The following is a 23,134-nucleotide window of genomic DNA, read 5'->3' as shown; positions in this document are numbered from 1 at the left end:
GTGGGAAGTCAATATGATCGTTGCGGGAACGATCCCGTCCGAGTTTACCCGCTGGAAAGGGACTGCCGCCGCATGAGCGAACCGCAGCAGCTGCAACGCAGGCTGGGAACCTTTGATGCCACCGCCATCGGACTGGGCTCCATGCTGGGTGCCGGGGTGTTCGTGGTGTTCTCCCCGGCCGCGGCACTGGCAGGGAATCTGCTGGTCCTGTCCGTGGCTGTTGCCGGGCTGGTGGCGTACTGCAACGCCGTGGCATCGGCAGCCCTCGCCGCCAAGTACCCCACCAGCGGCGGGACCTACGTCTATGGCCGGAAACAGCTGGGCGAATGGCCGGGCTTCCTGGCCGGCTGGGGTTTCGTCACGGGCAAGACGGCGTCCTGCGCGGCCATGGCGTTGACGTTCGGCAGCTATGTGGCGCGGGACTACGCCGTCCCGGTTGCCGTGGCCGCCGTCGTGGCCCTCACCGCCGTCAACCTGCTGGGCATCACCAGGACAGCCCTGCTGACGAGGATCCTGCTGTGCCTGGTCCTGGCAACACTGGTGTTCGTTGGCACCGCCGCCGTGCTGGGTCCGCACCCCGCGCCACTGCCGGGAGGCGCGCATTCCGGCGGGGTGGAGGGCGTCCTGCCTGCCGCCGGGCTGATGTTCTTCGCGTTTGCCGGTTATGCCCGGATCGCCACGCTGGGCGAGGAGGTCAGGAATCCGGCGCGTGCCATCCCCCGCGCCATCCTGGCGGCCCTGGCGGGCGCATTCGCCATTTACCTGCTGCTGGCCCTGCTCCTGCAGGCCCACCTCGGAGAGCGGTTGGGGTCCACGGGCACTCCCCTGCTGGACGCAGTGCTGGACAGCCGGCTGGCAGCGGGTGCACCGCTGGTGCAGGCAGGAGCAGCGGCCGCGTGCCTGGGCGCACTCCTCGCGCTGATCACGGGCGTGGGAAGGACAACGTTGGCCATGGCCAGGGAGCGCGATCTTCCGGGGCCTCTGGCCAGGGTGGGCGGTCCCCACACCGTTCCGTTCGTCGCCGAACTGGCCGTGGCCGCCGTCGTGATCCTGCTGCTCCTGACCACCAACGTGATGACCGTCGTGGGCTTCTCAAGCTTCGGCGTGCTGGTCTACTACGCGGTAGCCAACGCGTCAGCCTTCACCCTTTCCGCCCATCCCGGCTACGCTCCCCGGTGGCTTAACGCGCTGGGTTTCGTGGGCTGCGTGGTACTTGCCTTCACTTTGCCGGCTGCGTCGGTGCTGACCATGGCCGCAGTCCTTGCCGCCGGCGTGGTGGGGCGCTGGCTGGTGCTGCGGTTCCGGCAGCACCGGCACCGGACATAAGCGCCCGGCTAGACCGACGCCGCGGCGGCCGCGGTTGTCTCAACCTGCACTGCCAGGTCCTCCAGCGGCGGCATCCAGGTTTCAGGGGCGGCCAGCACCTGCTCGCCGGTGCGGATGTCCTTGACCTGGTGGGTGCCGTCCTCGTCCGTGAACCAGACGAACGGGATTCCCCGGCGGTCCGCGAACTTGATCTGCTTGCCGAACTTCTCGGCCTTGGCAGCCACTTCGGTGGGGATTCCCCGGCTGCGCAGCAGGGCGGCGACATCCTGGGCAGTGCCCCAGCTGTCGTCATGGTTCAGGGCCACCAGCACTGCAGTGGGAACAGAGCGGGAGGCTTTGGCCAGGTCCTGGCTCAGGATCCGGGACACCAGGCGGGTGACGCCGATGGAGAGGCCAACGCCCGGGAACTTGCGGTTGCCCTTCGACGCCAGGGCGTCGTACCGGCCGCCGGAGCAGATGGACCCCAACTGTTCGTGGCCCACCAGGACGGTTTCCACCACCGTGCCGGTGTAGTAGTCCAGGCCACGGGCGATGCTGAGGTCCGCCAGTACCTTGCCGGGCGCCCGCTGCACGGCGGCATCGATGACCTGCTCCAGTTCGTCCAGGCCCTCGTCCAGGAGTTCGTTGCTGACACCCAGGGCACGGACCTGGTCCACAAAGGACGTATCTTCCGTTCGGATGGCAGCCAGTTGAAGCGCCTTGGCAGCCTGCTCGTCGGTTGCGCCGAGCTCGGTCTTGAGCAGTTCGGCCACCTTTGCCGGACCGATCTTTTCGAGTTTGTCGATACTGCGCAGCACGCCTGCGGTGTCATCGAGTCCGATGCCCCGGTAGAAGCCTTCCGCCAGTTTGCGGTTGTTGATCCGGAGACGGAAATCGGGGATCGGCAGGGCACTGAGTGCTTCGGCGATGACCAAGGCGATCTCGACGTCGTAGCGGAACGGAAGCTCGCCGTCGCCGACCACGTCGATGTCCGCCTGGGTGAACTCGCGGGCCCGGCCTTCCTGGGGCCGCTCGCCGCGCCACACTTTCTGGATCTGGTAGCGGCGGAAGGGGAAGGCCAGGTAGCCGGCGTTTTCCACCACGTACCGGGCGAAGGGAACGGTCAGGTCGAAATGCAGGGCAAGCGCGTGGGGATCGGCCTTGCCGGCTTTAACGGGGTTCTCGCTCTCGTCCTCCTGGAGCCGGCTGAGCCCGTACACTTCCTTGTCGATCTCGCCCTTGCGCAGCAGCTGGCCCACCGTCTCCACGGCGCGGGTTTCGATCGAGGTGAAACCATGCAGTTCAAAAACCCGGCGCAGGGTATCGAGCACATGCAGCTCCACCAGCCGCTCCTCGGGAAGCCACTCGGGGAATCCGGACAGGGAGGCGGTGCGTGCCATGGGGAAGGTTCTCCTTAGGAATGGAAGGTGCGCCGGAGCTGCCGGCCGCGCCCGCAACGGCGGTCGTTCGGCGGCAGCACAGCCAGCCATGCATAAACTATGTGCGGCAGCCAGTTTATGCGTCATCCGTGTGCATCTCTAATGCGGCGGACCCGCACGGCCTGGCCCTTAACACCTGCGCCCCGCGGCCCACCGCCGGGCACCAGCAGCCCGACGACGAGGAGGACCCTTGGCGGCCAGTTCACGCAGTGCACGCGAAGCAAAACGGCGCATCCAGCAGATGGAAGCCAAGCGTGAGCTCCGGCGCGACCAGGAGAAGCGGCGGAAACGCGACAACCTCGTGGCCGCCGGCGCCGGAACCGCCGCCGTGCTGCTCGCCGTCGTCCTCCAGCTCACCGCCTTCGCCGGAAACCCCACTGAGGACGAATATGCCGCCGCGCAGGCGGGACTGACGGAACCATCCACCTCTGCAAGCGCCTCCGCGACACCCTCGGCGCCGGCCACCAACGGGCCCAACATCCCGTCCGCGGACACGGCGGCGGGCAAGACGTTCACCGGCGAACTGCTGCTGAACGGCAGCGCGCTCGGCGTGGAAGTGGACGGGACCAAGGCTCCGCAGGCAGCAGCCGTTTTCAAGTCCCTCAGCGACCAAGGCTATTTCAACGGCAAGTCATGCCACCGGCTCACCACTGCGGACCAGTTCGGCGTGCTGCAGTGCGGCTCCCCCAACGGGGACGGACAGGGCGACCCTAATTACACGTGGGGTCCGCTGGAAAACACGCCCGCAGACAACACCTACCCTGCCGGCACCATCGCCGTGGCCCGCACGGGGAACAACGCGTACGGCAACGGGACACAGTTCTTTATTGTCTACAAGGACACGGTCATTCCGGCCGATGCTGCCGGCGGCTATACCGTGGTGGGGAAGGTGACATCCGGGCTTGATGTTGTATCCAACATCGCTGCCGCAGGCATCACCCCGGGAGCCGGCGACACGGACGGCGCGCCAAAACAACCAGTCACGATAGACTCGTTCTCTCTGAAGTAGGAAGCCGGGCCGGCCAGGCCGCGGTGCAGTACGTGAGTATTTCCCTCCAAGCGAAAGACTTTTAGCGGTGACAGACAGTCAGAAATCCGACGAAACAGCAACAGACATGACCGAAGCAGCGGCTCCGGCCGAGGTTGGCGGTACTGATGCCAATGCCGGGCAGTCCCCCGTGACCCCTGAAGCCGCCGCTTCCGATGAGGGCACCGGGCAGGCTGACGAAGCCCAGGCCGCCGAAAGCCAGGCCATCGGGGACCCGGCCAGCGGGGCCCTGGCCACCGAAGACCACGGCGCTGAAGACCAGGCTGGAGGGACCGCCGCAGCGGAGACCTCCGCACCTGCCCCGGCTCCTGCCCCCGCTCCGCGGCCGTCTGCACCGTCACCGGCAGCGTTCGCGTCGCGTCCCAAGCCTGCCGCTGCCGCTCCGGCCGCGGTTACGGCTCCGGCTGCACCTGGTACGTCCGTTGCCGAAGCCTCCAAATGGGGCCGGGTGGAGGGGGACGGACACGTCTACCTGAGCATCGACGGTGGCGAACACCCCGTGGGCCAGTACCCGGGTGTCAGCGACGACGAAGCGCTGCTCTACTTCGCGCGGAAGTACGACGACGTCGTGGCCCAGATCGTCCTGCTGGAGCAGCGGGTCAGCTCCAAGGCACCCAGCACCGACATGCAGAAGACCGTGACGCACCTGCGGGAACAGCTCGCCGAGCGCAACATGGTGGGCGACCTCCGTGCAGCGGAGGCGCGCCTGGACGCGCTGGCAGGCCAGATCACCGAGCTGGAAAAGGCCGAAAAGGCGGAGCACGACGCCGTGCGTGCCGCCGAGCTGGCAGCACGTGAAGCCATAGTCGCTGAAGCAGAGGAAATCTCCGGCCAGGATCCGGCGCAGACGCAGTGGAAGACCTCCAGCGCCCGGATGAACGAGCTCTTCGAGAACTGGAAGACGGCCCAGAAGAGCGGCGTCCGCCTGGGCCGCAGCAACGAAGATGCCCTGTGGAAGCGGTTCCGTGCCGCCCGCACCGTTTTCGACCGGCACCGCCGTGCCTATTTCTCCCAGCTGGACAGCAACAACTCTGCCGCGAAGGCCGCCAAGGAGAAGTTGATTGCCGAGGCTGAGGCACTCTCCACATCAACCGACTGGGGCTTCGCTGCCGGTGAGTACCGCCGGCTGATGGACCAGTGGAAGGCCTCACCGCGGGCAAGCCGCAAGGACGACGACGCGCTCTGGGCAAGGTTCCGCGCCGCCCAGGACGTCTTCTTCACGTCCCGCCAGGCTGCCAACGAGGAGATCGACCAGGAGTACGCAGCAAACCTCACGGTAAAGGAGGCGCTGCTGGCCGAGGCCAACGCCATCCTGCCGGTGAAGGACCTGGCAGCGGCCAAGAAAGCCCTTCAGTCCGTTCGTGACCGCTGGGAGGAAGCCGGCAAGGTTCCCCGCGCGGACATGGGCCGGGTCGAGGCCGGGCTGCGGAAGGTTGAAGACGCCGTGCGGCACGCTGAGGAAGAGCAGTGGCAGCGGTCCAACCCCGAGCGCAAGGCACGCACCAACAGCGCGCTCTCGCAGCTGGAATCCGCAATTGCCGGGCTCCAGGAAGACCTTGCCAAGGCTGAGAAGAGCGGCGACCAGCGCAAGATCAAGGCCGCCCAGGAAGCACTCGAGGCACGCCAGGCATGGCTCGACCAGATCCAGCGTTCCGCCAGCGAGCTTGCCTGATTTTTCTGTCGTGAACTGACGGGCACAGGCCCGGTCCGGGTGTTATCCACATACTCCGGGCCGGGCCTGTGCCTGTTAACGGCGTCGGGGCAGGATGAAGGCATGGCCTCATCTCCAATCCCCTCCGCCGCCGGTCCCGGCAGGGAAGCCACCGCTGCCGGCGTACGGCCGGGCTGTCAGGCAAACGTTGGGGAGGCGGCCGCGCCGCCGCGTTTTCCCGACCTGTACGCACCCGGCGTGCCCTTCGCCGCTCCCGAGTTGCAGTCCCTGGCGGCCGACGGGCTGTTGGCCCGCTTCCACCAGCATGGCTACACCCTCCCCGGAATACCGGCATCGCCGCAGCTCCGGGCCAGGGCAGCAGCCGGAATCGTCCCGGCGGCCATACGGCAACGTGTTGTCGCCGGGCGCATGACGGCGGCCTGGATCTACGGCTGCGCAGCGGAACCGGAGAGGCTGGCGCTGCTGGTGGACGCCAAGCGAAGGGTGTCCAGTCTCCGGAACACCCGGGGCTGCACGCTGCACGAAGTGAAGCTCGGGCCCTTCGATGTGATCAGCCTCGGCGGACTGATGGTCTCCAGCCCGCTGCGGACCGCACTCGATATCGCCCTGCATGTGGATGCCGAACGGGCCGTCCCCGCCCTGGCGGGATTGCTGGCCCGGCCGCAGCAGGATGTCAGGCTGCGCCTGCTGGTGCGCGCCATTGAGGCCACCCCAAGGGTCCCGCACAAGCGGGCTGCTTTGGAAAAGCTTGCCCTGCTAGCTCCGGCGCTTGTTCCCGGTGGTGCGGTAGACGTCGAAAACCCCGTCGATCCTGCGGACGGCGCTCAGGACGTGGCTGAGGTATTTGGGGTCGCCCATCTCGAAAGCGAATCTTGAAATGGCCACCCGGTCGGTGGACGTGTGGACGCTGGCAGCAAGGATGTTGACATGGTTGTCGGACAGGACCCGCGTCACGTCCGAGAGCAGGGATTTCCGGTCCAGGGCCTCAACCTGGATTTCCACCAGGAAGACGCTCGACTGGGTGGGTGCCCAGTCCACGTCCACGATCCGGTCCGGCTGGTCCTTCAGGTCGGAGATGTTGGTGCAGTCGGTGCGGTGCACGGACACGCCGGATCCCCGGGTCACGAAGCCAAGGATCGGGTCCGGCGGAACGGGCGTGCAGCAGCGCGCCAGCTTCACCCATACATCGCCTACTCCACGGACCACGACGCCGGAGTCGGAGAAGCGGGCCTTGCTGACCTGGGTGGGGATGCTGACCTCTTCGACGTCATCATCGGCACTCTCGTTGCCGCCCAGGCTTTCAATGAGTTTCTCCATGACCGACTGGGCGGAGGTATGCCCGTCGCCCACACCGGCGTACAGGCCGGAGATGTCCGCGTACTTGAATTCCTCGGCCACGGCGGCCAGGGCCTCGTGCGTCATCAGCCGCTGCAGCGGAAGGTTCTGTTTCCGCATGGCACGGGTCAGCAGTTCCTTGCCGCGGTCAATTGCCTCTTCGCGGCGTTCCTTGCTGAACCATTGGCGGATCTTGTTGCGCGCCCTGGCGCTCTTGACGAAATGCTGCCAGTCCTGGCTGGGACCTGCCCCCTCGGCCTTGGAGGTGAAAATCTCCACCCAGTCGCCGTGGTTCAGCTCGCTGTTGAGCGGAACCAGCTTTCCATTGACCCTGGCGCCGATGGTGCGGTGGCCCACCTCGGTGTGCACGGCATAGGCGAAGTCCACGGGAGTCGATCCTGCCGGGAGCGCCATGACTTCGCCCTTGGGCGTAAACACGAACACTTCGCGCGCATTGATTTCGAAACGCAGTGAGTCCAGGAACTCGCCGGGATCGGACGTTTCCTGCTGCCAGTCCACCAGTGAGCGCAGCCACCCCATGTCTCCGTCGCGCGGGCTTCCGGGACCGACGGCGGTGCGGTTGGGCTGGTCCTTGTATTTCCAGTGCGCCGCAACCCCGTACTCCGCCCGGCGGTGCATTTCGTGCGTGCGGATCTGGATTTCCACCGGCTTGCCGCCGGGGCCAATCACCGTGGTGTGCAGGGATTGGTACATGTTGTACTTGGGCATCGCGATGTAGTCCTTGAACCTGCCGGGCAGGGGGTTCCAGCGCGAGTGCAGGGTGCCCAGGGCGGCGTAGCAGTCCCGGACCGAGTCCACCAGGACGCGGACGCCCATGAGGTCGTTGATGTCGTCGAAGTCCTTGTCGCGGACAATCATCTTTTGGTAGATGGAGTAGTAGTGCTTGGGCCTGCCGGTGATGGTGGCTTTAATCCGGGCAGCGCGGAGGTCCTCAGTGATCTGGTCACGGATGACACCCAGGCTCTTCTCCCGCTCCGGCGTCCTGTCCCCCACCATCCGCACGATCTCTTCGTACACCTTGGGGTAGAGCGCAGCGAAGGACAGGTCCTCAAGTTCCCACTTAATAGTGTTCATGCCCAGCCGGTGCGCCAGCGGCGCGAAGATCTCCAGGGTTTCGCGGGCCTTGCGGGCGGACGATTCAGCCGACACGAAGCGCCAGGTGCGGGCATTGTGCAGCCGGTCCGCCAGCTTGATCATCAGGACCCGGATGTCCTTGGCCATGGCCACGACCATTTTGCGGACCGTCTCGGACTGTGCGGCCTCGCCAAAGCTGACCTTGTCGAGCTTGGTGACGCCGTCCACCAGCATGGCCACTTCCGGCCCGAAGTCCCGTTTCAGGTCCGCCAGGGTGTAGGGAGTGTCCTCGACCGTGTCGTGGAGCAGGGCGGCTGCCAGTGTGGTGCCGCTGAGGCCCAGTTCCGCAAGGATGGTGGCCACAGCCACCGGGTGGGTGATGTACGGATCCCCACTCTTGCGCTTTTGCCCGCGGTGGCTGCGCTCGGCGACGTCGAACGCACGCTGGATGAGGTCGAAGTCCTCTTTGGGGTTGTTGGCGCGTACGGTCCGCAGCAGCGGCTCAAGGATGGGTGAGTATGTGGCGGTTCCCCGTCCGGTCAGGCGGGCAAGCCGGGAGCGTGTGCGCTCCCTGCGGCCGGGAAACGTGGGGCGGGATCCTGAGTTATCGACAGGTACCAATGAGCCCGGGCGCGCAGAAGGTGCCGCACCGGCTTGCATGCCGGCAGGATTTTTTTCCTCCTGTGCCGTTGGCGCTGACGCCGAACGTTCTTCCAATGAAGCACCCCTCACCACCGTCTTAATTACCCCAGTCTATTCCTCCGGGCAGCGACTTTTATAACCGGGCCTGCACAGGCAAAGGCCGGGCGGCGCAAAGTACGCGCCGCCCGGCCTTTGGGTGGTTTAAAGCTGCCGGTGGTTGCTGATCAGGCCTTGGCCGGCGATGCCGGAACTGCCCGTTCAGCTGCACCTGCGCGGCGCTGTTCAACACGCCTTGCCTGCTTCACCAGCTCCGGTTCGCCCTGGCGGAGCCAGGCGTACATCGGCGCCGCCACGAAGATGGTTGCCGCTGTACCGATGAGGATTCCGACGAACAGTGCCAGGGACAGGTCACGCAGGGTTCCTGCGCCCAGGAGGCCGGCACCAATGAACAGGATGGCGCCCACGGGAAGGATGGCCACCATCATGGTGTTGATGGAGCGCACCAGCGTCTGGTTGACGGCAAGGTTGACTTCCTCGCCGAAGGTCCGGCGCGTGGACGCGTCGATCCCGGCCGTGTTTTCGCGGATCTTGTCGAAAACCACCACGGTGTCATACAGCGAGTAGCTGAGGACGGTGAGGAACCCGATGATGGCCGAGGGCGTGACCTCGAAATCGCTGAGGGCATAGACCCCGGCCGTGATGAACATGGTGACGGCCATGCCGGCAAGCGCCGAGAGGGACATCTTCCAGGTACGGAAGTACAGGGCCATCAGCAGGGCCGCGAGCAGCACGAATACTCCCAGGCCGATCAGTGCCTGCTTGGTCACGTCTGCACCCCAGGTGGGCCCGACGAACGTGGAGGTCACCTCGTTGTCGGTAACGCCGTAGGCGGTGGTGAGGCCCTCCTTGATCCGGAGGGTCTCGTCATCCGTCAGTTTGTCGGTCTGGATGCGCATGGTGTTGCCTGCCACGTTGGCTACCCGCGGAACACTGCCTGACACCACATCAGTCACGGCCTTCTCACCGATGGAGGCATCGGTGGTCTTGACGTTGGACACGGTGAATTCGGAGCCGCCGCGGAATTCGATGCCGAGGTTGAAGCCGCCCTTGGCCACCGGGATAAGGATGGACAGGGCCACGCCCACCGCGGCGATGATGAACCAGATCTTCTTGGCGCCGACGAAGTCGTAGGAGCGCTTCCCGGTGTAGAGCTCGTTGCCGAAAGTAGCGAAGCCTGACATTACTTGTTCTCCTTCGCGGAGGTCTTGGACGAACCAGCCAACTGTTCCTGCTTCTCTGCCAGGCGCCGCTCGGCGATAGTCATGCGGCGCTCGGCCTCGGCAGCCGCCCCTGTGTTCTTGGTGCGGACCACCACGGGCTTGTCCTCCGGGGTGCGGACGCGTCCGGCGCCGCGGTACAGCGGGACGGCACCCAGCCGTTCGGGGTCGAGGCCGGAGAACTTGTGGCCTTCACCGAAGAACCGGGTACGGGCCAGGAGCTGCAGCGTGGGGTGGGTGAACATGAACACCACGATGAGGTCGGCGATGGCGGTCAGGCCCAGGGTGAAGGCGAAGCCGCGGACGTTGCCCACTGCCACGAAGTACAGGACCAGTGCGGCCAGGAGGTTGACGGCCTTGGAGGCGAGGACGGTGCGCTTGGCGCGCTTCCAGCCGTTTTCGACGGCGGATACCAGGCCGCGCCCTTCACGCAGTTCATCCCTGATGCGTTCGAAGTAGACGATGAAGGAGTCTGCCGTCTGGCCGATGGCCACGATGATGCCGGCCACGCCGGCCAGTGACAGCCGGTAGTTCTCCGTCCAGCCCAGGATCGCGATGGCCAGGTACGTCAGGGCACCGGCCACCACCAGCGATGCGATGGTGACGAAGCCCAGGGCACGGTACTGGAACAGCGAGTAGACCACCACGAGCAGGAGCCCGATCAGGCCGGCCAGCAGGCCCATGCGCAGCTGTTCGCCACCAAGCGTGGCGGAAATCTGCTGCTCGCTCTGGATGTCGAAGCTGATGGGAAGGGCGCCGAACTTCAACTGGTCGGAGAGTGCCTTGGCCGTCTTCTCATTGAAGCCACCGGTAATCTGCGGACGGCCGTCAGTGATGACAGCCAGGGAACGCGGGGCGGAGATGACCTGGTCATCCAGCACAATGGCGAACTGGGACTTGGGGTCGGTGCCCGACTGGCCGCCGGCTGCCACGTAGAACTGGTTGAGCCGTTCGGTGACCTCTTTGAACTTGGCTGTACCCTCGGCGTCGAACTGGATGTTGACGGCCCATTCATTGGTGACAGCCCCCTGTGCGCCCTGCTGCAGCTGGAAGGACGAGGTGACGATGTTGCTGCCCTTCACCTCCACGGGACCCAGGATGTACTTGATGGCCGGCGACTTGTCCGTGGCCGGCTCGCAGGTCACCAGCGGCTTGGTGGGATCCGACCGCTGGGCTTTCTCCGCAGCGGCACTGTTGCAGTCGAGCGCCTCGAACTGCTTGTAGATCTCGGGCGTGATCCAGTTGGTGTCACTGCTGTTGGCAGGCTCGGCGGTCGGCTTGGGCAGCTGGTCCTCCGGCGTCTGCGACTCGGCAGGAACTGCTGCGCCGTCGCCGTTGAGGAGGACAGGGCGGAAGTTCATGTCCGCCGAGGCCTGGATCAGGTTGCGCGTCTCGGCAGAGGGTGTGCCGGGAAGGCTGACCACCACGTTGCGCCCTGACTGGGTGCTGATTTCCGCCTCGGAGACGCCGGAACCGTCAACGCGCTGGCGGATGATCGCCACCGCCTGGTTGAGCTGCTGTTCGTTGATGTCCGAACCGCCCTCCACCTTCGGGGCCAGGATCATCTGGGTGCCGCCCTCGAGGTCCAGCGCCAGCTTGGGTGCCCAGCTGGCCTGTCCGGCAATGGTGCCGCCGGCCAGGACGGCGGTCAGCGCTGCCAGGATTACACCAAGCCAGACCAGGACGCGGAGCCCTGGTTTCTTGCGGCCAGTTCGTGCCATTGTCGATCTTTCTCTTGTTCGCGGAGAAACCGCCGGAGCGGGCTGCTGCCTGCGCCGGCGGTGGTCCGCAGCGGTAGAGGGAGGAAGGGGCCAGCGGGCCTAGCTGTCCTTTTTGCCCTCGTCGTTGAGGCGCTTCAGGGTTTCCTCGGGAGTCTCGGCACCTGTTGCGGTGCTTCCGGACTCCGGGGTGGTGAGGGAGGACGCATCATCCGGAACCACCGGGGAGGCGTCGGCCGGCTGGGCGGCGGGTTCTGCCACCGGCTCAACGACCTTGGTGACGGCCTGGCGGTGCACAGTGGCCAGGTTGCCGGGGGAAAGTTCAAGGGTGACCTTGTTCTCGGCCTCGTCGATGTCCACGATCCGGCCGAAAAGGCCAAAGCTGGTCATGACCTCCACGCCCGGGGCAAACTTCGACTGGAGCTCTGCCTGCTGCTGCTGCGTCTTCTTGTTGCGGCGGAACATCATGAAGATGAATACGCCGAGCATGACGAACAGGAGAATTGACATTGGATCCAAGGGGAATTCCGTTCTTTAGCGTGGTGTAGCTGGGTTTTCCGGCGACGTTGGCTTCGCTTCGGCCGGGGCGGGTTTGCGGTGCAGGCAGAACGCCTGACATGTTCCTTCCCCAAGCGACGGGGGCGTCAGGGCCACCCGCGAAACAAAGACCCGAACGTGCCGGGCGTCATACCAGTCTAAAGGGAAAAGCTGAAGGGAGCCTGCTATTGGCTCTCCGGGGCCCAGTCCCCCGCCGCGGCATCGCCCCCGGCGGGCTCGAAAAGGTCCAGTTGCTCCTGCGCGAAGACGCCGGACGGGATGGCATAGCCCAGGTGCGTCCATGCCGGTGCCATGGCAATCCTGCCGCGGGGCGTACGCCCCAGCAGGCCCTCCCGGACCAGGAACGGTTCGGCGACTGTCTCAACGGTTTCGGTTTCTTCACCGACGGCGATGGCGAGGGTGGACAGTCCGACCGGACCGCCGCCGAACTTGGTGATGAGTGCGTCGAGGACGGCCCGGTCCAGCCGGTCCAGACCCTTTTTGTCCACCTCATACATGTCCAGGGCAGCGGACGCGGTCCTGGCGTCGATTTGTTCGACGCCGTGCACCAGCGCCCAGTCCCGGACGCGCCGCAACAGCCGGTTGGCAATACGGGGAGTGCCGCGGGAACGGCCGGCGATTTCGGCGAAGCCGGCCGAGTTGACCTTCAGGTCCAGCAGTCCGGCAGAACGCCGCAGCACCAGTTCCAGCTCCGGAACCGAGTAGAACTCGAGGTGCCCGGTGAAGCCGAACCGGTCGCGCAGCGGTCCCGGCAGCAGTCCCGCGCGGGTGGTGGCGCCCACCAGGGTGAACGGCGGCAGCTCGAGCGGGATGGCGGTGGCACCGGCCCCTTTGCCCACCACGATGTCAACGCGAAAGTCCTCCATTGCCATGTAGAGCATTTCCTCTGCAGGCCGGGACATGCGGTGGATCTCGTCCAGGAACAGGACCTCGCCCTCAGAGAGCGAGGACAGGATTGCTGCGAGGTCGCCGGCGTGCTGGATGGCAGGTCCGCTGCTGAGGCGCAGCGGCGCGTTCATCTCGGCGGCAACGATCATCGCCAGGGTGGTCTTGCCCAGGCCGGGCGGCCCGGAGAACAGCACGTGGTCGGCAGTCCGTCCGCGCATCCGGGACGCCTGGAGCACCAGCGACAGCTGCTTGCGCACCCGGTGCTGGCCAACGAAGTCGTCAAGGTTCTTGGGCCTGAGCGCCGCCTCAATGGCACGCTCCTCCGGCTCCTCCCCCGCTGCGACCAGGGACGGTTCAGCCACGGGTGCCTACGCGGTTGCCTGCCCGGGCGCCGTCCTGGCCCAGCCAGCGAAGGGTGGTGCGCAGGATTTCGGGCACGTTGCCGCGGAAGGACACTTCCGGGTCCTCCGCAAGGGCTTTGTCGATGCTGGTGGAGGCGTCCTTTTCGGACCAGCCCAGGCTGGTCATGGCGGCCACCACCTGGGGCTTCCAGGCAGCTTCTGCGGGCGTGGCGGCACCGGGGGCCGCGGCGGTTCCGTGCGGGACGAGCTTTCCAGCCAGCTCCAGCACTATCCTGCCGGCCACCTTGGGGCCGATTCCGGGGACCTTCGTGAAGGTCTTGCTGTCCCCTGTGTGCGCGGCAACCCTGATTGCTTCGGGATCGTGGACGGCCAGGACTGCAAGCGCAAGCCGGGGACCGACGCCGCTGACACTCAGCAGGATGTCGAAGACCTCGCGTTCGTCGTCGGAGGCGAAGCCAAAGAGCGTCAGCGAGTCTTCCCGCACGATCAGGGAGGTGAACAGCTGGCCTTGTTCACCCACGTGCAGCCTGCTGAGCGTCTGGGGCGTGGCGTTGACGCTCATCCCGGCACCGTTGAGGTCTATCACGGCCGTGGACAGGCCAACATGCGCTACGGTTCCGCGGAGGAAACTGATCAAGGCCGGGCTCCCGTTGTACCGCCGGCCTCTCAGTGAGGGCCCGGCTATCCGAACATATTTACGAATACCCTAGCAAGCAGCAGGGACAATCAGCGTGCACGGCGCGCCTTCGCCTCCGCCTCGGCCCATGCCCGCTGCGCGGGAGTCAGGGATGAACTGCCGGGACCTGTGGTGGCCACGGCCGCGCCGCTTCCGGCCCGCCACGCGTGCGTGATGGCCAGCGCCAGCGCGTCGGCGGCGTCGGCCGGACGCGGCGGCGCGTCAAGGCGGAGGATCTTGGTAACCAGCTTGGTCACGGCGTCCTTGTTGGAGGACCCGCTCCCGGTCACGGCGGCCTTGACCTCTGATGGCGTGTGCAGCGCCACCGGAATTCCCCGGCGGGCCGCCGCAGCGATGACCACGCCGGAAGCCTGGGCTACGCCCATCACCGTGCTGACGTTGAGCTGGGAAAAGACGCGTTCGACGGCGAGGACGTCCGGCTCGTAGCGGTCAAGCCATTCGTCAATTGCCGTGGCGATCACCAGCAGGCGCCGGTCCAGCGTCTCCTCAGGGGACGTGCCTACCACGCCGACGGCCACCATGCTGGCCCGCCGGTTCCGCTCAACATCCACCACGCCAATGCCGCACCGGGTGAGGCCGGGATCAACGCCGAGGACGCGGAGTGTCACCCGGCCCCCATCGAAGTGCCCGGCACAGCCTCCGGGGACGCACTAGCCGGCAAGGCGGGACGTCACTCGGATTCCAGGGCGGCCTGGACTTCGTCGCTGAGGTCGGCGTTGCTGTACACGTTCTGGACGTCGTCGAGGTCCTCGAGGGCGTCGGCAAGCTTCAGGAACTTGCGGGCGCCGTCCACATCCAGCTCAACCTGCATTGAGGGCACGAACTCAACTTCGTCGGTGTCGTACTCGATGCCGGCTTCCTTGAGTGCTTCGCGGATGGCGGGAAGATCTCCCGGCTCCGAATGGATCTCGAAGGTCTCGCCGTTGTCCTTGACTTCCTCCGCGCCTGCGTCGAGGACGGCCATCAGGACGTCGTCCTCGCTCAGGCCGTTCTTGGGCAGGTTCACAACACCCTTGCGGGTGAAGAGGTAGCTGACGGAGCCCGGGTCCGCGATGGTGCCGCCGTTGCGGGAGATGGCCAGCCTTACTTCGGAAGCCGCCCGGTTCTTGTTGTCGGTAAGGCACTCGATCAGCAGGGCTGAGCCCTGGGGCCCGCGGGCCTCGTACATGATTTCGGTGTAGTCCACCACTTCACCGGTGAGCCCGGCGCCGCGCTTGATGGCGCGGTCAATGTTGTCGTTGGGGACGGACGTTTTCTTGGCCTTGGTAACGGCCAGTTCCAGGCCGGGGTTGCCGGCGAGGTCCGGTCCACCCATCCGGGCGGCAACTTCGATGTTCTTGATCAGTTTGGCAAACGACTTTGCGCGGCGGCTGTCAATGATCGCCTTTTTGTGCTTGGTCGTTGCCCATTTGGAGTGGCCTGACATGCTTTACGCTTCTCCTCTGATCATGCGGATAAAAAGTTCGTGTACGCGTTTCTCGCCGGTCACTTCCGGGTGGAAGGAGGTGGCCAGCAGCTGGCCGGAACGCACTGCGACAATTCTAGCCGTCCCGGGCAGCGCTGCGGCGTGGGACGCCTGGCCGGGGTCCGCCGGTTCCACCTGCGCCAGGACCTCCACGTCCGCACCGACCCGCTCCACCCACGGACCGCGGATGAAGACAGCGTGCACGGGTGCCACGCCTGATTCCGTGGCGCTGAATTCCAGGCCCTTGAACTCCAGATCGGTTTCGAAGGACTCGCGCTGCCGGCCAAAGGCGTTGCGGCGGACGGTGATGTCCAGGCCGCCGAACGTCTGCTGGGGGGCGCCCGAAAGATCGGTGGCAGGATCGGCGATGTCCGAGGCAAGCAGGATCATCCCTGCGCAGGAGCCATAGACCGGCAGTCCCTCGGCGATGTACTTCCGGAGCGGGTCTGCAAGGTCGAAGGCCCTCGCCAGCTTGTCGATGGTGGTGGATTCGCCACCGGGAATGATAAGGCCGTCCAGGCCGTCCAGCTCCTCCGGGCGGCGGACAGCCACGCCCTGCGCGCCGGTGGCTTCGGCGGCGCGGAGGTGTTCGCGGAAGTCTCCCTGGAGGGCCAGGACGCCGATCCGCAGGCCTGAGCCCACGCGCGCAGGAGCAGCAGAGGGGGGATTCGTCATCCCTCCAGCATACGGGCCCTCCCTCCATGGCTGCTGCCACTCGGAGGCCCCGGCAAAGGTTGCATGCCGCTGCTGGGATATATTCAAAACATGGTCTTCTTCAGTGTTCCGCTCGGCAAGCTGGTCCGCAGGGTGTCCCGGCTGCGGGGCGGCGGGTCCGCACTTCCAGGACTGGTGGTCGAGAAAATCGATCCCGGCTTCATGCGGCGGACGCTCACCACGCTGCCCCATGGTGTGGCGGTGGTCAGCGGTACCAACGGCAAGACGACCACCACCAAGATGGTGGTCGAACTGCTGGAGAGCCAGGGCCTGAAGGTCTTCACGAACCGGACCGGCAGCAACTTCACCCGGGGCGTGGCGGCGGCCCTCCTCGGCGAGGTGGACTGGCGCGGCAGGCTGGACGCGGACGTCGCGGTGCTGGAACTGGACGAAGCCCATGCGGTCCATTTCGTGAACAGCGTCCCGCCCCGCTACTGCCTCTTGCTGAACGTTCTGCGTGACCAACTGGACCGTTTCGGCGAGATCGACAAAACGGCACAGCTCCTGCAGCACATCGCTTCCAAGACCACAGGAACCGTGGTCCTGAACCGCGAGGACCCCCGCGTTTCCAGGATCGCGGATACACTGACCGGCCAGGAGGTCAAGTACTTCGGCCTTGACGACTCCCTGCTGGGCACCTTTCCCAATGACGACGACATGCGTGCCGCTCCGGGGAGCCCCGCGCCGGCGGGCCTGCCGGAAAAGCCGGCAGCCGACGTCGTGCTCCGCAAAGTGGGCGCGGACAGCGCCGAGTTTGAGTACGACGGCGGGACGGTCACCACGGCGATGAAGCTGCGAGGCGTCTACAACATCTTTAACGCGGCTGCTGCGCTGACGCTGGCCCGCAGCATCTGCGGCGGTGGCGCCGCCACCGCCGACCACGCCACTTTGCTGGACGCGCTGTCCCGGGTGGCGCCGGCCTTCGGCCGCGGCGAAAGCCTCACCGTGGACGGCCAGCCGCTGGACCTGGTGCTGGTGAAGAACCCCAGCGGTTTCCGGCTGGGACTGAAATCCTTCCCCGCCGCCGGGTACGCCACCATGATCGCCATCAACGACAACTACGCCGACGGGCGGGACATGTCCTGGCTGTGGGACGTGGAATTCGATTCCCTGCGCGGGGCGGGGGTGGAAATGATAAGCGGGTCGCGCGCCTACGACATGGCGCTGCGGCTCCAGTACGACGACGTCCAGGTCGGAGCGGTGCAGACCGACATCCCGGCCGCCCTGGCAGCCTTTATCCGGGAGGGCCAGGGCAAGCCCAAACGGATTTTCTGCACCTACACCGCTATGCTGGCCATCCGCCGCGAGCTGTCCAAAATCACCACCGTGGAGGTTGTCTCGTGAATCCTGCAGAAGCAGCGACGGCCGGCGGCCAGTCCAAGGGCACCCTCCGGGTGGTGCAGCTGTACCCGCGCGACATGAACATCTACGGCGACTGGGGCAATGCCCTGGTCCTGCAGCGCCGCATTTCCTGGCACGGGTACACCCCTGAACTGCTCGAATACAACGTGGGCGATCCTTTTCCCGAGGGCGTGGACATCATTGTCGGCGGCGGCGGGCAGGACAGCGGGCAACTGGTGATCCAGGACGACCTGCAGGCCCGGGCCGGCCAGCTCAAGGAGCTGGCCGAGGATGGTGCGCCGATGCTGGTCATTTGCGGCCTGTACCAGCTTTTTGGCCGGTTCTTCAAAACCCGCACCGGCGCTGTCATCCCGGGCATCAGCATCCTGGACGTGGAAACCCACGGCACCGATGAGCGCCTGATCGGCAACGTCAAAGTCTCAACCAATGAGTTCGGCGACGTCCTCGGCTACGAAAACCACAGCGGCCAAACCACGCTGGGCAGCGGTGTGCGGCCACTCGGTACCGTAGCCAAGGGAACGGGCAACAACAGCAACGACGGCCATGAAGGGGCCCGCTACCGCAACATCGTGGCCAGCTACCTGCACGGCTCGCTGCTGCCGAAGAACCCCGCCATCGCCGACTTCCTCATCCGCACCGCAGCGGAGCGCAAGTTCGGCAGCTTCTCCCCCGGCAACCCGGACGACACCTATGCCGTCCTGGCCCGGGAGCACGCTGCCCGCCGGCCGCGCTGACCAAAAAGACTACTGACCCGGGTTACCGGCAGAGGTGCGGCATCCCGGTCAACGCCACTGGAAGTACTCCCGGTGGATGTTGGCCCGGCGGACTCCGGCGGCCCGGAAGGCTTTGCGGAACTGCCGCAGCATGGGATCCGGTCCGCCCATGAAAACCGACAGCTGGCGTGGTTCGGTTCCCACTGCGGCCAGGACTGCCTCCGGGGTGAGCCGGCCATCCGCCTCGGTGTCCACCAGATGGACCGTGAGCCGTGGCTGATTCCAGGCGGCGGCAGTGATCTCGTCGGCAAAGGGCGACGGACCTGCCGAGGTCACGAAGAAGTGGACGTCTTCGTGGAGCTCCCCGTCCAGTGACCGCAGCCAGCTGAGGAAGGGCGTGATTCCCACACCGCCGGCGATCCAGGCCTGATGGGACGTGCCGCGGTGCCGGTCAAAGCGTCCGTAGGGCCCACCGACCACGGCCGGCATCCCCGGCTGGACCACGTCCGGAAGCCTGGCTGTATGGTCGCCCAGCGCCTTGACCGTGATGCTGATTCCACCTTCCTCTGCCGGTCCCGAGATGGAGAATGGGTGCCGCTGCCAGCCCTCTGCTGTTTCCAGGTAGACCATGGCGAACTGGCCCGGCCTGAAATCCAGCGGCCGGCCCAGGGGACGGAGCGCCACTTCCACCAGGTCCGGCGCAACGGGCCGGACGGACGCAACCTGGTAGTCGTGGTGCGGCAGGAAATGCCGCGACAGCAGCTCGCGGTAGGCGTAGAACCCCAGTCCCGTCCCGCCGATAACCACGTAACTCCACCGGAGCGCGGGCACGGCCTCAAACGCGCTGGCGTCGAGCAGGCCGTGCAGGAAGCCGGCGGCCAGGAACAAGCCGGTCAGCCGGTGGAAGCCCCGCCACCGCTCGTAGCCACCCAGCACGCGGGCCGCCATTTGGACCGGCTGGGTTCCAAGAGATGCCAGGACCAGGCGGCGGAGAGGTGCGGGAAGCATCGTCCGCCAGCGCGGCAGGACTGCCCACACCACCAACGCGGCCAGGCCGCTGATGGCAACCACTGCCAACGTCTTGCCCAGGCTGGTTGCTCCCGGATTGGCGGCAAGTTCAATATGCGGCAGCAACAGGATGGTTGCCGTAATCGCCGCCCTGCGGTGCCAAATGGCGGCGTGGTCAATGCCACCAAAAATCGGCTCGACGTGGGGGAGGGTGCTGACCAGGACCAGCGCGATCGAATACAACAAGACGGACTCGCCACCGAAGAGCTGCCCAACATGCCCCAGGACAGGTTCGCCGGCAGGGCGTGCCAGTAACCAGAAGACGCCGTACACCGCCACCAGCACCATGATGGCGCCGGGCCCCAGCCATCGGAACGGAATGCCCAGGAAGTCGGTCCCGGGCCTGCTGCCAACCTTGGTCATGGGCCACGGTCCCTTCGTCATTGCCCTGCCTTTTGCGCGTGCCATGCAGGTCGCGTCGAATGCGGCCCGTGCCGGGCCCCATAGCGGCAATTGTAGGGACACAGGCTGGGAGCGCATCCTCCATCCCCCGATTGAGAAGCGTGCCCCGCTGTGAAAGGTTTACCCCATGACGAACCCGCTCCTTTCCGCCAGTCCCCTGCCCTACGGCCTTCCACCGTTCCAAACCATCGCCGTGGAGCAGTACCGTGAAGCCATCAACGCAGGGTTGTCCGCGCACCTGGACGAGATCGGGGCCATCGCCGGCAACGCCCAGCCCGCGACATTCGAGAACACGGCCCTGGCCATGGAACGTTCCGGGCAGTTGCTGAACCGGTCAGCCGCGGCGTTCTTCACCCTGGTGTCGGCAGATGCGTCGCAGGAAATCCGGGAGCTGGAGACAGAACTGTCCCCGCGCTTCCAGGCCCACCAGGACGAGGTGTACCTCAACAGGGCCTTGTTCGAACGCTTCGCCGCCATCGATACGGACACTTGCGATCCCGAGTCGGCCCGCCTGGTGGAGGAATACCTCAAAGAGTTCCGCCAGTCAGGCATCCAGCTGGATGCGCCGGGCCAGGAGCGGCTGCGCGCCATCAACGCCGAACTGGCGCGCCTGGGCACCGAGTTCGGCCAGCGGGTCAAGGAAGGAATGAAGTCCGCCGCACTGCTGCTGGATGACGCGGGCGACCTGGCGGGGCTGCCGGCCGATGACGTCGCCAGCGCAGCGGTTGCAGCCCGCGCCGCCGGACACGACGGCAAATACCTGCTCACCCTGATCCAGCCCGGCAACCAGCCTGCCCTCGCCGCACTCGAGAACCGTGACGTCCGCCGTCGCCTGTTCGAAGCCTCCGTGGCGAGGGGCAGTGACGGCGGCAGCCTGGATGTCCTGGACCTGGCCCGGGACATGGCCGGGCTGAGGGCGGAGAAGGCACGTCTGCTGGGGTTCGCCAACTATGCCGAACTTGTGGTTGACCGGCAGACGGCGCCGGACTTCGAAGCGGTCCGGACCATGCTGGGCCGGATGGCACCGGCCGCCATCCGCAACGCCGACGCCGAGGCGGCGGCGCTGGCCGGGGTTGCCGGCCAGCCGCTGGAAGCGTGGGACTGGGCCTACTACTCGGCCAAGGTGCGGCGGGAAAAGTACGACGTCGACGAACAGGCACTCCGGCCGTACTTTGAACTCAACCGCACCATTAACGACGGCGTGTTTTTTGCGGCCACATCCCTGTACGGCATCACCTTCCACGAGCGGACCGACCTCCACGGCTACCACCCTGACGTGCGTATCTGGGAGGTCCGCAACGAGGACGGCTCCGTCCTGGGGCTGTTCCTGGGCGACTACTACGCGCGCGAATCGAAGCGCGGCGGGGCCTGGATGAACTCGCTCGTGGACCAATCGGCGCTGCTGGGCACCCGGCCCGTGGTGATCAATACCCTGAATATTTCCAAGCCGCCCGCGGGTGAACCGACGCTTCTCACCCTGGACGAACTGCGGACCCTTTTCCACGAGTTCGGCCACGCGCTGCACGGCCTGTTGTCGAGCGTTACCTATCCGCGCTTTTCAGGCACCGCGGTGCCGCGGGATTTCGTGGAGTACCCGTCGCAGGTGAACGAAATGTGGATCATGTGGCCGGATGTAGTGTCCAACTACGCACGCCACCACATCACCGGCGAGCCGCTGCCGCAGGACATCGTGGACCGGCTGGAGGAATCCCGGCTCTGGGGCGAGGGATTCGCCACCACCGAATACCTGGGAGCTGCCCTTCTTGACCTGGCGTGGCATGTGCTGGAACCGGGCGGTGCCCCTGACGATGTGCTGGAGTTTGAGGCCAAGGCCCTGGCTTCCGCCGGGATCGCCCATCGCCTGATTCCGCCCCGGTACCGCACCGGGTACTTCCAGCACATCTTCGCCGGGGACGGATACGCGGCGGGCTACTACTCCTATATCTGGAGCGAAGTATTGGACGCAGAGACCGTTGACTGGTTCAAGGAGAACGGCGGCCTAACCAGGGCGAACGGCGAACGCTTCCGGCAGGAGTTGCTCTCCCGGGGCAACAGCCGCGACCCGCTGGAATCGTTCCGCATCGTGAGGGGCCGCGACGCACAGCTGGACCCCCTGCTAAGGCGCCGCGGCCTGGAGTAACCCCCTGACCTTAAAGAAGTACGACGCCGGTCCCCCACCGAAAGAAGGTGAGGAACCGGCGTCGTCATTACTTAGGTGAGGCGACCACCAGCGACAGGCGGGGGTTATCCGGCAGCGCGCGTAAAAGGGGCCCCGCGCCCCGACCAGCGACAAAGCCGCCAAACGAGGCGCGGGGAATAGCGTGCAGAGGATCAGCGCCGCCAGGCGCCCAAAGAGGACGCGAGGAGGGTGTTACCAGCCGCGTTCGGCGAGGCGGTGCGGCTGGGGGATCTCGTCGACGTTGATGCCCACCATGGCTTCGCCGAGGCCGCGGGAGGCCTTGGCGATGACGTCGGGGTCGTCGAAGAAGGTGGTGGCCTTGACGACGGCGGCCGCGCGCTGGGCGGGGTTGCCGGACTTGAAGATGCCGGAGCCGACGAAGACGCCGTCGGCACCGAGCTGCATCATCATGGCCGCGTCAGCGGGGGTGGCGATGCCGCCGGCGGTGAACAGGACGACGGGCAGCTTGCCGGCGGCGGCAACTTCCTTGACCAGTTCATACGGGGCCTGCAGTTCCTTGGCCGCGACGTAGAGCTCGTCCTCGGGCAGGGAGGACAGCCGGGCGATCTCGGAGCGGATCTTGCGCATGTGTCCGGTGGCGTTGGAGACGTCGCCGGTGCCGGCTTCGCCTTTGGAGCGGATCATGGCCGCGCCCTCGTTGATGCGGCGCAGGGCCTCACCGAGGTTGGTGGCGCCACAGACGAAGGGAACCTTGAAGTTCCACTTGTCGATGTGGTTGATGTAGTCGGCGGGGGTCAGGACCTCGGACTCGTCGATGTAGTCGACACCAAGGGACTGCAGGACCTGGGCCTCGACAAAGTGGCCGATGCGGGCCTTGGCCATGACCGGGATGGACACGGCATCAATGATCTGGTCGATCATGTCGGGATCGGACATGCGGGACACGCCGCCCTGGGCACGGATATCGGCCGGAACACGCTCCAGCGCCATGACTGCCACGGCACCGGCGTCTTCGGCGATGCGGGCCTGCTCGACGTTGACGACGTCCATGATGACGCCGCCCTTGAGCATCTCGGCCATGCCACGCTTCACGCGGCTGCTGCCCGTGACGCTGTTCGCGGACGAACCGGCCTCGTTGCTTACATCAGGTGTAGACACAAAAACCCCTATGGGTAGACAGATGATCTTCGCCGGGCATGCGGCGGCAGCTGCCGGAGGTGCACGCACGGATTGC

General features: G+C 66.1%; 19 protein-coding genes. 7 read left to right on the top strand and 12 right to left on the bottom strand.

Annotation, left to right across the window (positions count from 1 at the left end):
- The first annotated feature begins 72 nt into the window (after positions 1 to 72).
- A complete protein-coding gene (locus tag AC6JAM_RS18435; RefSeq protein WP_056390475.1) occupies positions 73 to 1,326 on the top strand; it encodes an APC family permease in 1,254 nt (417 codons plus the stop codon).
- Between the two features lie 8 nt (positions 1,327 to 1,334).
- On the opposite strand, the gene hisS is transcribed toward AC6JAM_RS18435, so the two are convergent.
- Complete coding sequence (gene hisS / locus AC6JAM_RS18430) at positions 1,335 to 2,705, bottom strand: histidine--tRNA ligase (RefSeq protein ID WP_223991649.1); 1,371 nt, start codon at positions 2,703 to 2,705, stop codon at positions 1,335 to 1,337.
- Positions 2,706 to 2,934: 229 nt separating this feature from the next.
- Between hisS and AC6JAM_RS18425 the strand changes: the two genes are divergently transcribed.
- The 3 genes from AC6JAM_RS18425 to AC6JAM_RS18415 all read left to right on the top strand — a co-directional run bounded on the left by AC6JAM_RS18425 (position 2,935) and on the right by AC6JAM_RS18415 (position 6,340).
- The gene (locus AC6JAM_RS18425) at positions 2,935 to 3,753 is read left to right on the top strand and encodes a peptidylprolyl isomerase (RefSeq protein WP_018769330.1); all 819 of its coding nucleotides are present in this window, start codon (positions 2,935 to 2,937) and stop codon (positions 3,751 to 3,753) included.
- Between the two features lie 67 nt (positions 3,754 to 3,820).
- Positions 3,821 to 5,464, top strand: a complete 1,644-nt coding sequence (locus AC6JAM_RS18420) for a DUF349 domain-containing protein (protein ID WP_026265776.1) — start codon at positions 3,821 to 3,823, stop codon at positions 5,462 to 5,464.
- Positions 5,465 to 5,566: 102 nt separating this feature from the next.
- Positions 5,567 to 6,340 (top strand): type IV toxin-antitoxin system AbiEi family antitoxin, encoded by a 774-nt coding sequence (locus AC6JAM_RS18415; RefSeq protein WP_224083976.1) that lies wholly within the window; start codon positions 5,567 to 5,569, stop codon positions 6,338 to 6,340.
- On the opposite strand, the gene AC6JAM_RS18410 is transcribed toward AC6JAM_RS18415, so the two are convergent.
- From AC6JAM_RS18410 to pdxT, 9 genes are all read right to left on the bottom strand, one after another.
- Positions 6,221 to 8,611 carry a RelA/SpoT family protein gene (locus AC6JAM_RS18410; RefSeq protein WP_026265777.1) on the bottom strand — a complete coding sequence of 797 codons (2,391 nt, stop codon included), beginning with the start codon at positions 8,609 to 8,611 and terminating at the stop codon, positions 6,221 to 6,223. The genes AC6JAM_RS18415 and AC6JAM_RS18410 overlap by 120 nt on opposite strands.
- Positions 8,612 to 8,760: 149 nt before the next feature.
- Positions 8,761 to 9,777 (bottom strand): protein translocase subunit SecF, encoded by a 1,017-nt coding sequence (secF, locus tag AC6JAM_RS18405; RefSeq protein ID WP_056390484.1) that lies wholly within the window; start codon positions 9,775 to 9,777, stop codon positions 8,761 to 8,763.
- Positions 9,777 to 11,534: a protein translocase subunit SecD gene (secD, locus tag AC6JAM_RS18400; protein ID WP_018769335.1), complete on the bottom strand. Its 1,758-nt coding sequence runs from the start codon at positions 11,532 to 11,534 to the stop codon at positions 9,777 to 9,779. The genes secF and secD overlap by 1 nt, the downstream gene beginning before the upstream one ends.
- A gap of 99 nt (positions 11,535 to 11,633) precedes the next feature.
- Positions 11,634 to 12,041, bottom strand: coding sequence for a preprotein translocase subunit YajC (gene yajC, locus AC6JAM_RS18395; protein WP_018769336.1), 408 nt, complete (start codon positions 12,039 to 12,041; stop codon positions 11,634 to 11,636).
- A gap of 212 nt (positions 12,042 to 12,253) precedes the next feature.
- A complete protein-coding gene (gene ruvB / locus AC6JAM_RS18390; protein ID WP_018769337.1) occupies positions 12,254 to 13,339 on the bottom strand; it encodes a Holliday junction branch migration DNA helicase RuvB in 1,086 nt (361 codons plus the stop codon).
- On the bottom strand, positions 13,332 to 13,976 hold the full coding sequence (ruvA, locus tag AC6JAM_RS18385) for a Holliday junction branch migration protein RuvA (protein ID WP_018769338.1): 645 nt from the start codon (positions 13,974 to 13,976) through the stop codon (positions 13,332 to 13,334). The genes ruvB and ruvA overlap by 8 nt, the downstream gene beginning before the upstream one ends.
- Positions 13,977 to 14,065: 89 nt before the next feature.
- Entirely contained in the window at positions 14,066 to 14,644 is a 579-nt protein-coding gene (gene ruvC / locus AC6JAM_RS18380; protein ID WP_018769339.1) for a crossover junction endodeoxyribonuclease RuvC, read from the bottom strand.
- Positions 14,645 to 14,706: 62 nt separating this feature from the next.
- Positions 14,707 to 15,462 carry a YebC/PmpR family DNA-binding transcriptional regulator gene (locus AC6JAM_RS18375; protein ID WP_018769340.1) on the bottom strand — a complete coding sequence of 252 codons (756 nt, stop codon included), beginning with the start codon at positions 15,460 to 15,462 and terminating at the stop codon, positions 14,707 to 14,709.
- Between the two features lie 3 nt (positions 15,463 to 15,465).
- Complete coding sequence (gene pdxT, locus AC6JAM_RS18370; protein WP_026265778.1) at positions 15,466 to 16,176, bottom strand: pyridoxal 5'-phosphate synthase glutaminase subunit PdxT; 711 nt, start codon at positions 16,174 to 16,176, stop codon at positions 15,466 to 15,468.
- Positions 16,177 to 16,266: 90 nt separating this feature from the next.
- Here pdxT and AC6JAM_RS18365 point away from each other — a divergent pair, with 90 nt between their 5' ends.
- The gene (locus AC6JAM_RS18365; RefSeq protein ID WP_268003178.1) at positions 16,267 to 17,559 is read left to right on the top strand and encodes a Mur ligase family protein; all 1,293 of its coding nucleotides are present in this window, start codon (positions 16,267 to 16,269) and stop codon (positions 17,557 to 17,559) included.
- The gene (locus AC6JAM_RS18360; RefSeq protein WP_497935495.1) at positions 17,556 to 18,311 is read left to right on the top strand and encodes a type 1 glutamine amidotransferase; all 756 of its coding nucleotides are present in this window, start codon (positions 17,556 to 17,558) and stop codon (positions 18,309 to 18,311) included. The genes AC6JAM_RS18365 and AC6JAM_RS18360 overlap by 4 nt, the downstream gene beginning before the upstream one ends.
- Positions 18,312 to 18,359: 48 nt before the next feature.
- Here AC6JAM_RS18360 and AC6JAM_RS18355 read toward each other — a convergent pair whose 3' ends face one another.
- Complete coding sequence (locus AC6JAM_RS18355) at positions 18,360 to 19,742, bottom strand: ferredoxin reductase family protein (RefSeq protein WP_056390496.1); 1,383 nt, start codon at positions 19,740 to 19,742, stop codon at positions 18,360 to 18,362.
- A 145-nt stretch (positions 19,743 to 19,887) separates the two neighbouring features.
- On the opposite strand from AC6JAM_RS18355, the gene AC6JAM_RS18350 reads away from it, so the two are divergent.
- A complete protein-coding gene (locus AC6JAM_RS18350; RefSeq protein ID WP_056390498.1) occupies positions 19,888 to 21,900 on the top strand; it encodes a M3 family metallopeptidase in 2,013 nt (670 codons plus the stop codon).
- 231 nt (positions 21,901 to 22,131) lie between these two features.
- On the opposite strand, the gene pdxS is transcribed toward AC6JAM_RS18350, so the two are convergent.
- Positions 22,132 to 23,058, bottom strand: a complete 927-nt coding sequence (gene pdxS, locus AC6JAM_RS18345) for a pyridoxal 5'-phosphate synthase lyase subunit PdxS (RefSeq protein ID WP_026265780.1) — start codon at positions 23,056 to 23,058, stop codon at positions 22,132 to 22,134.
- Positions 23,059 to 23,134: the final 76 nt, after the last annotated feature.

It is taken from the genome of Arthrobacter sp. GmRoot5-12 (genome assembly GCF_059739365.1).
Note: the sequence above shows the minus strand (reverse complement) of the source record. Positions and strands in the feature narration are given on the sequence as shown.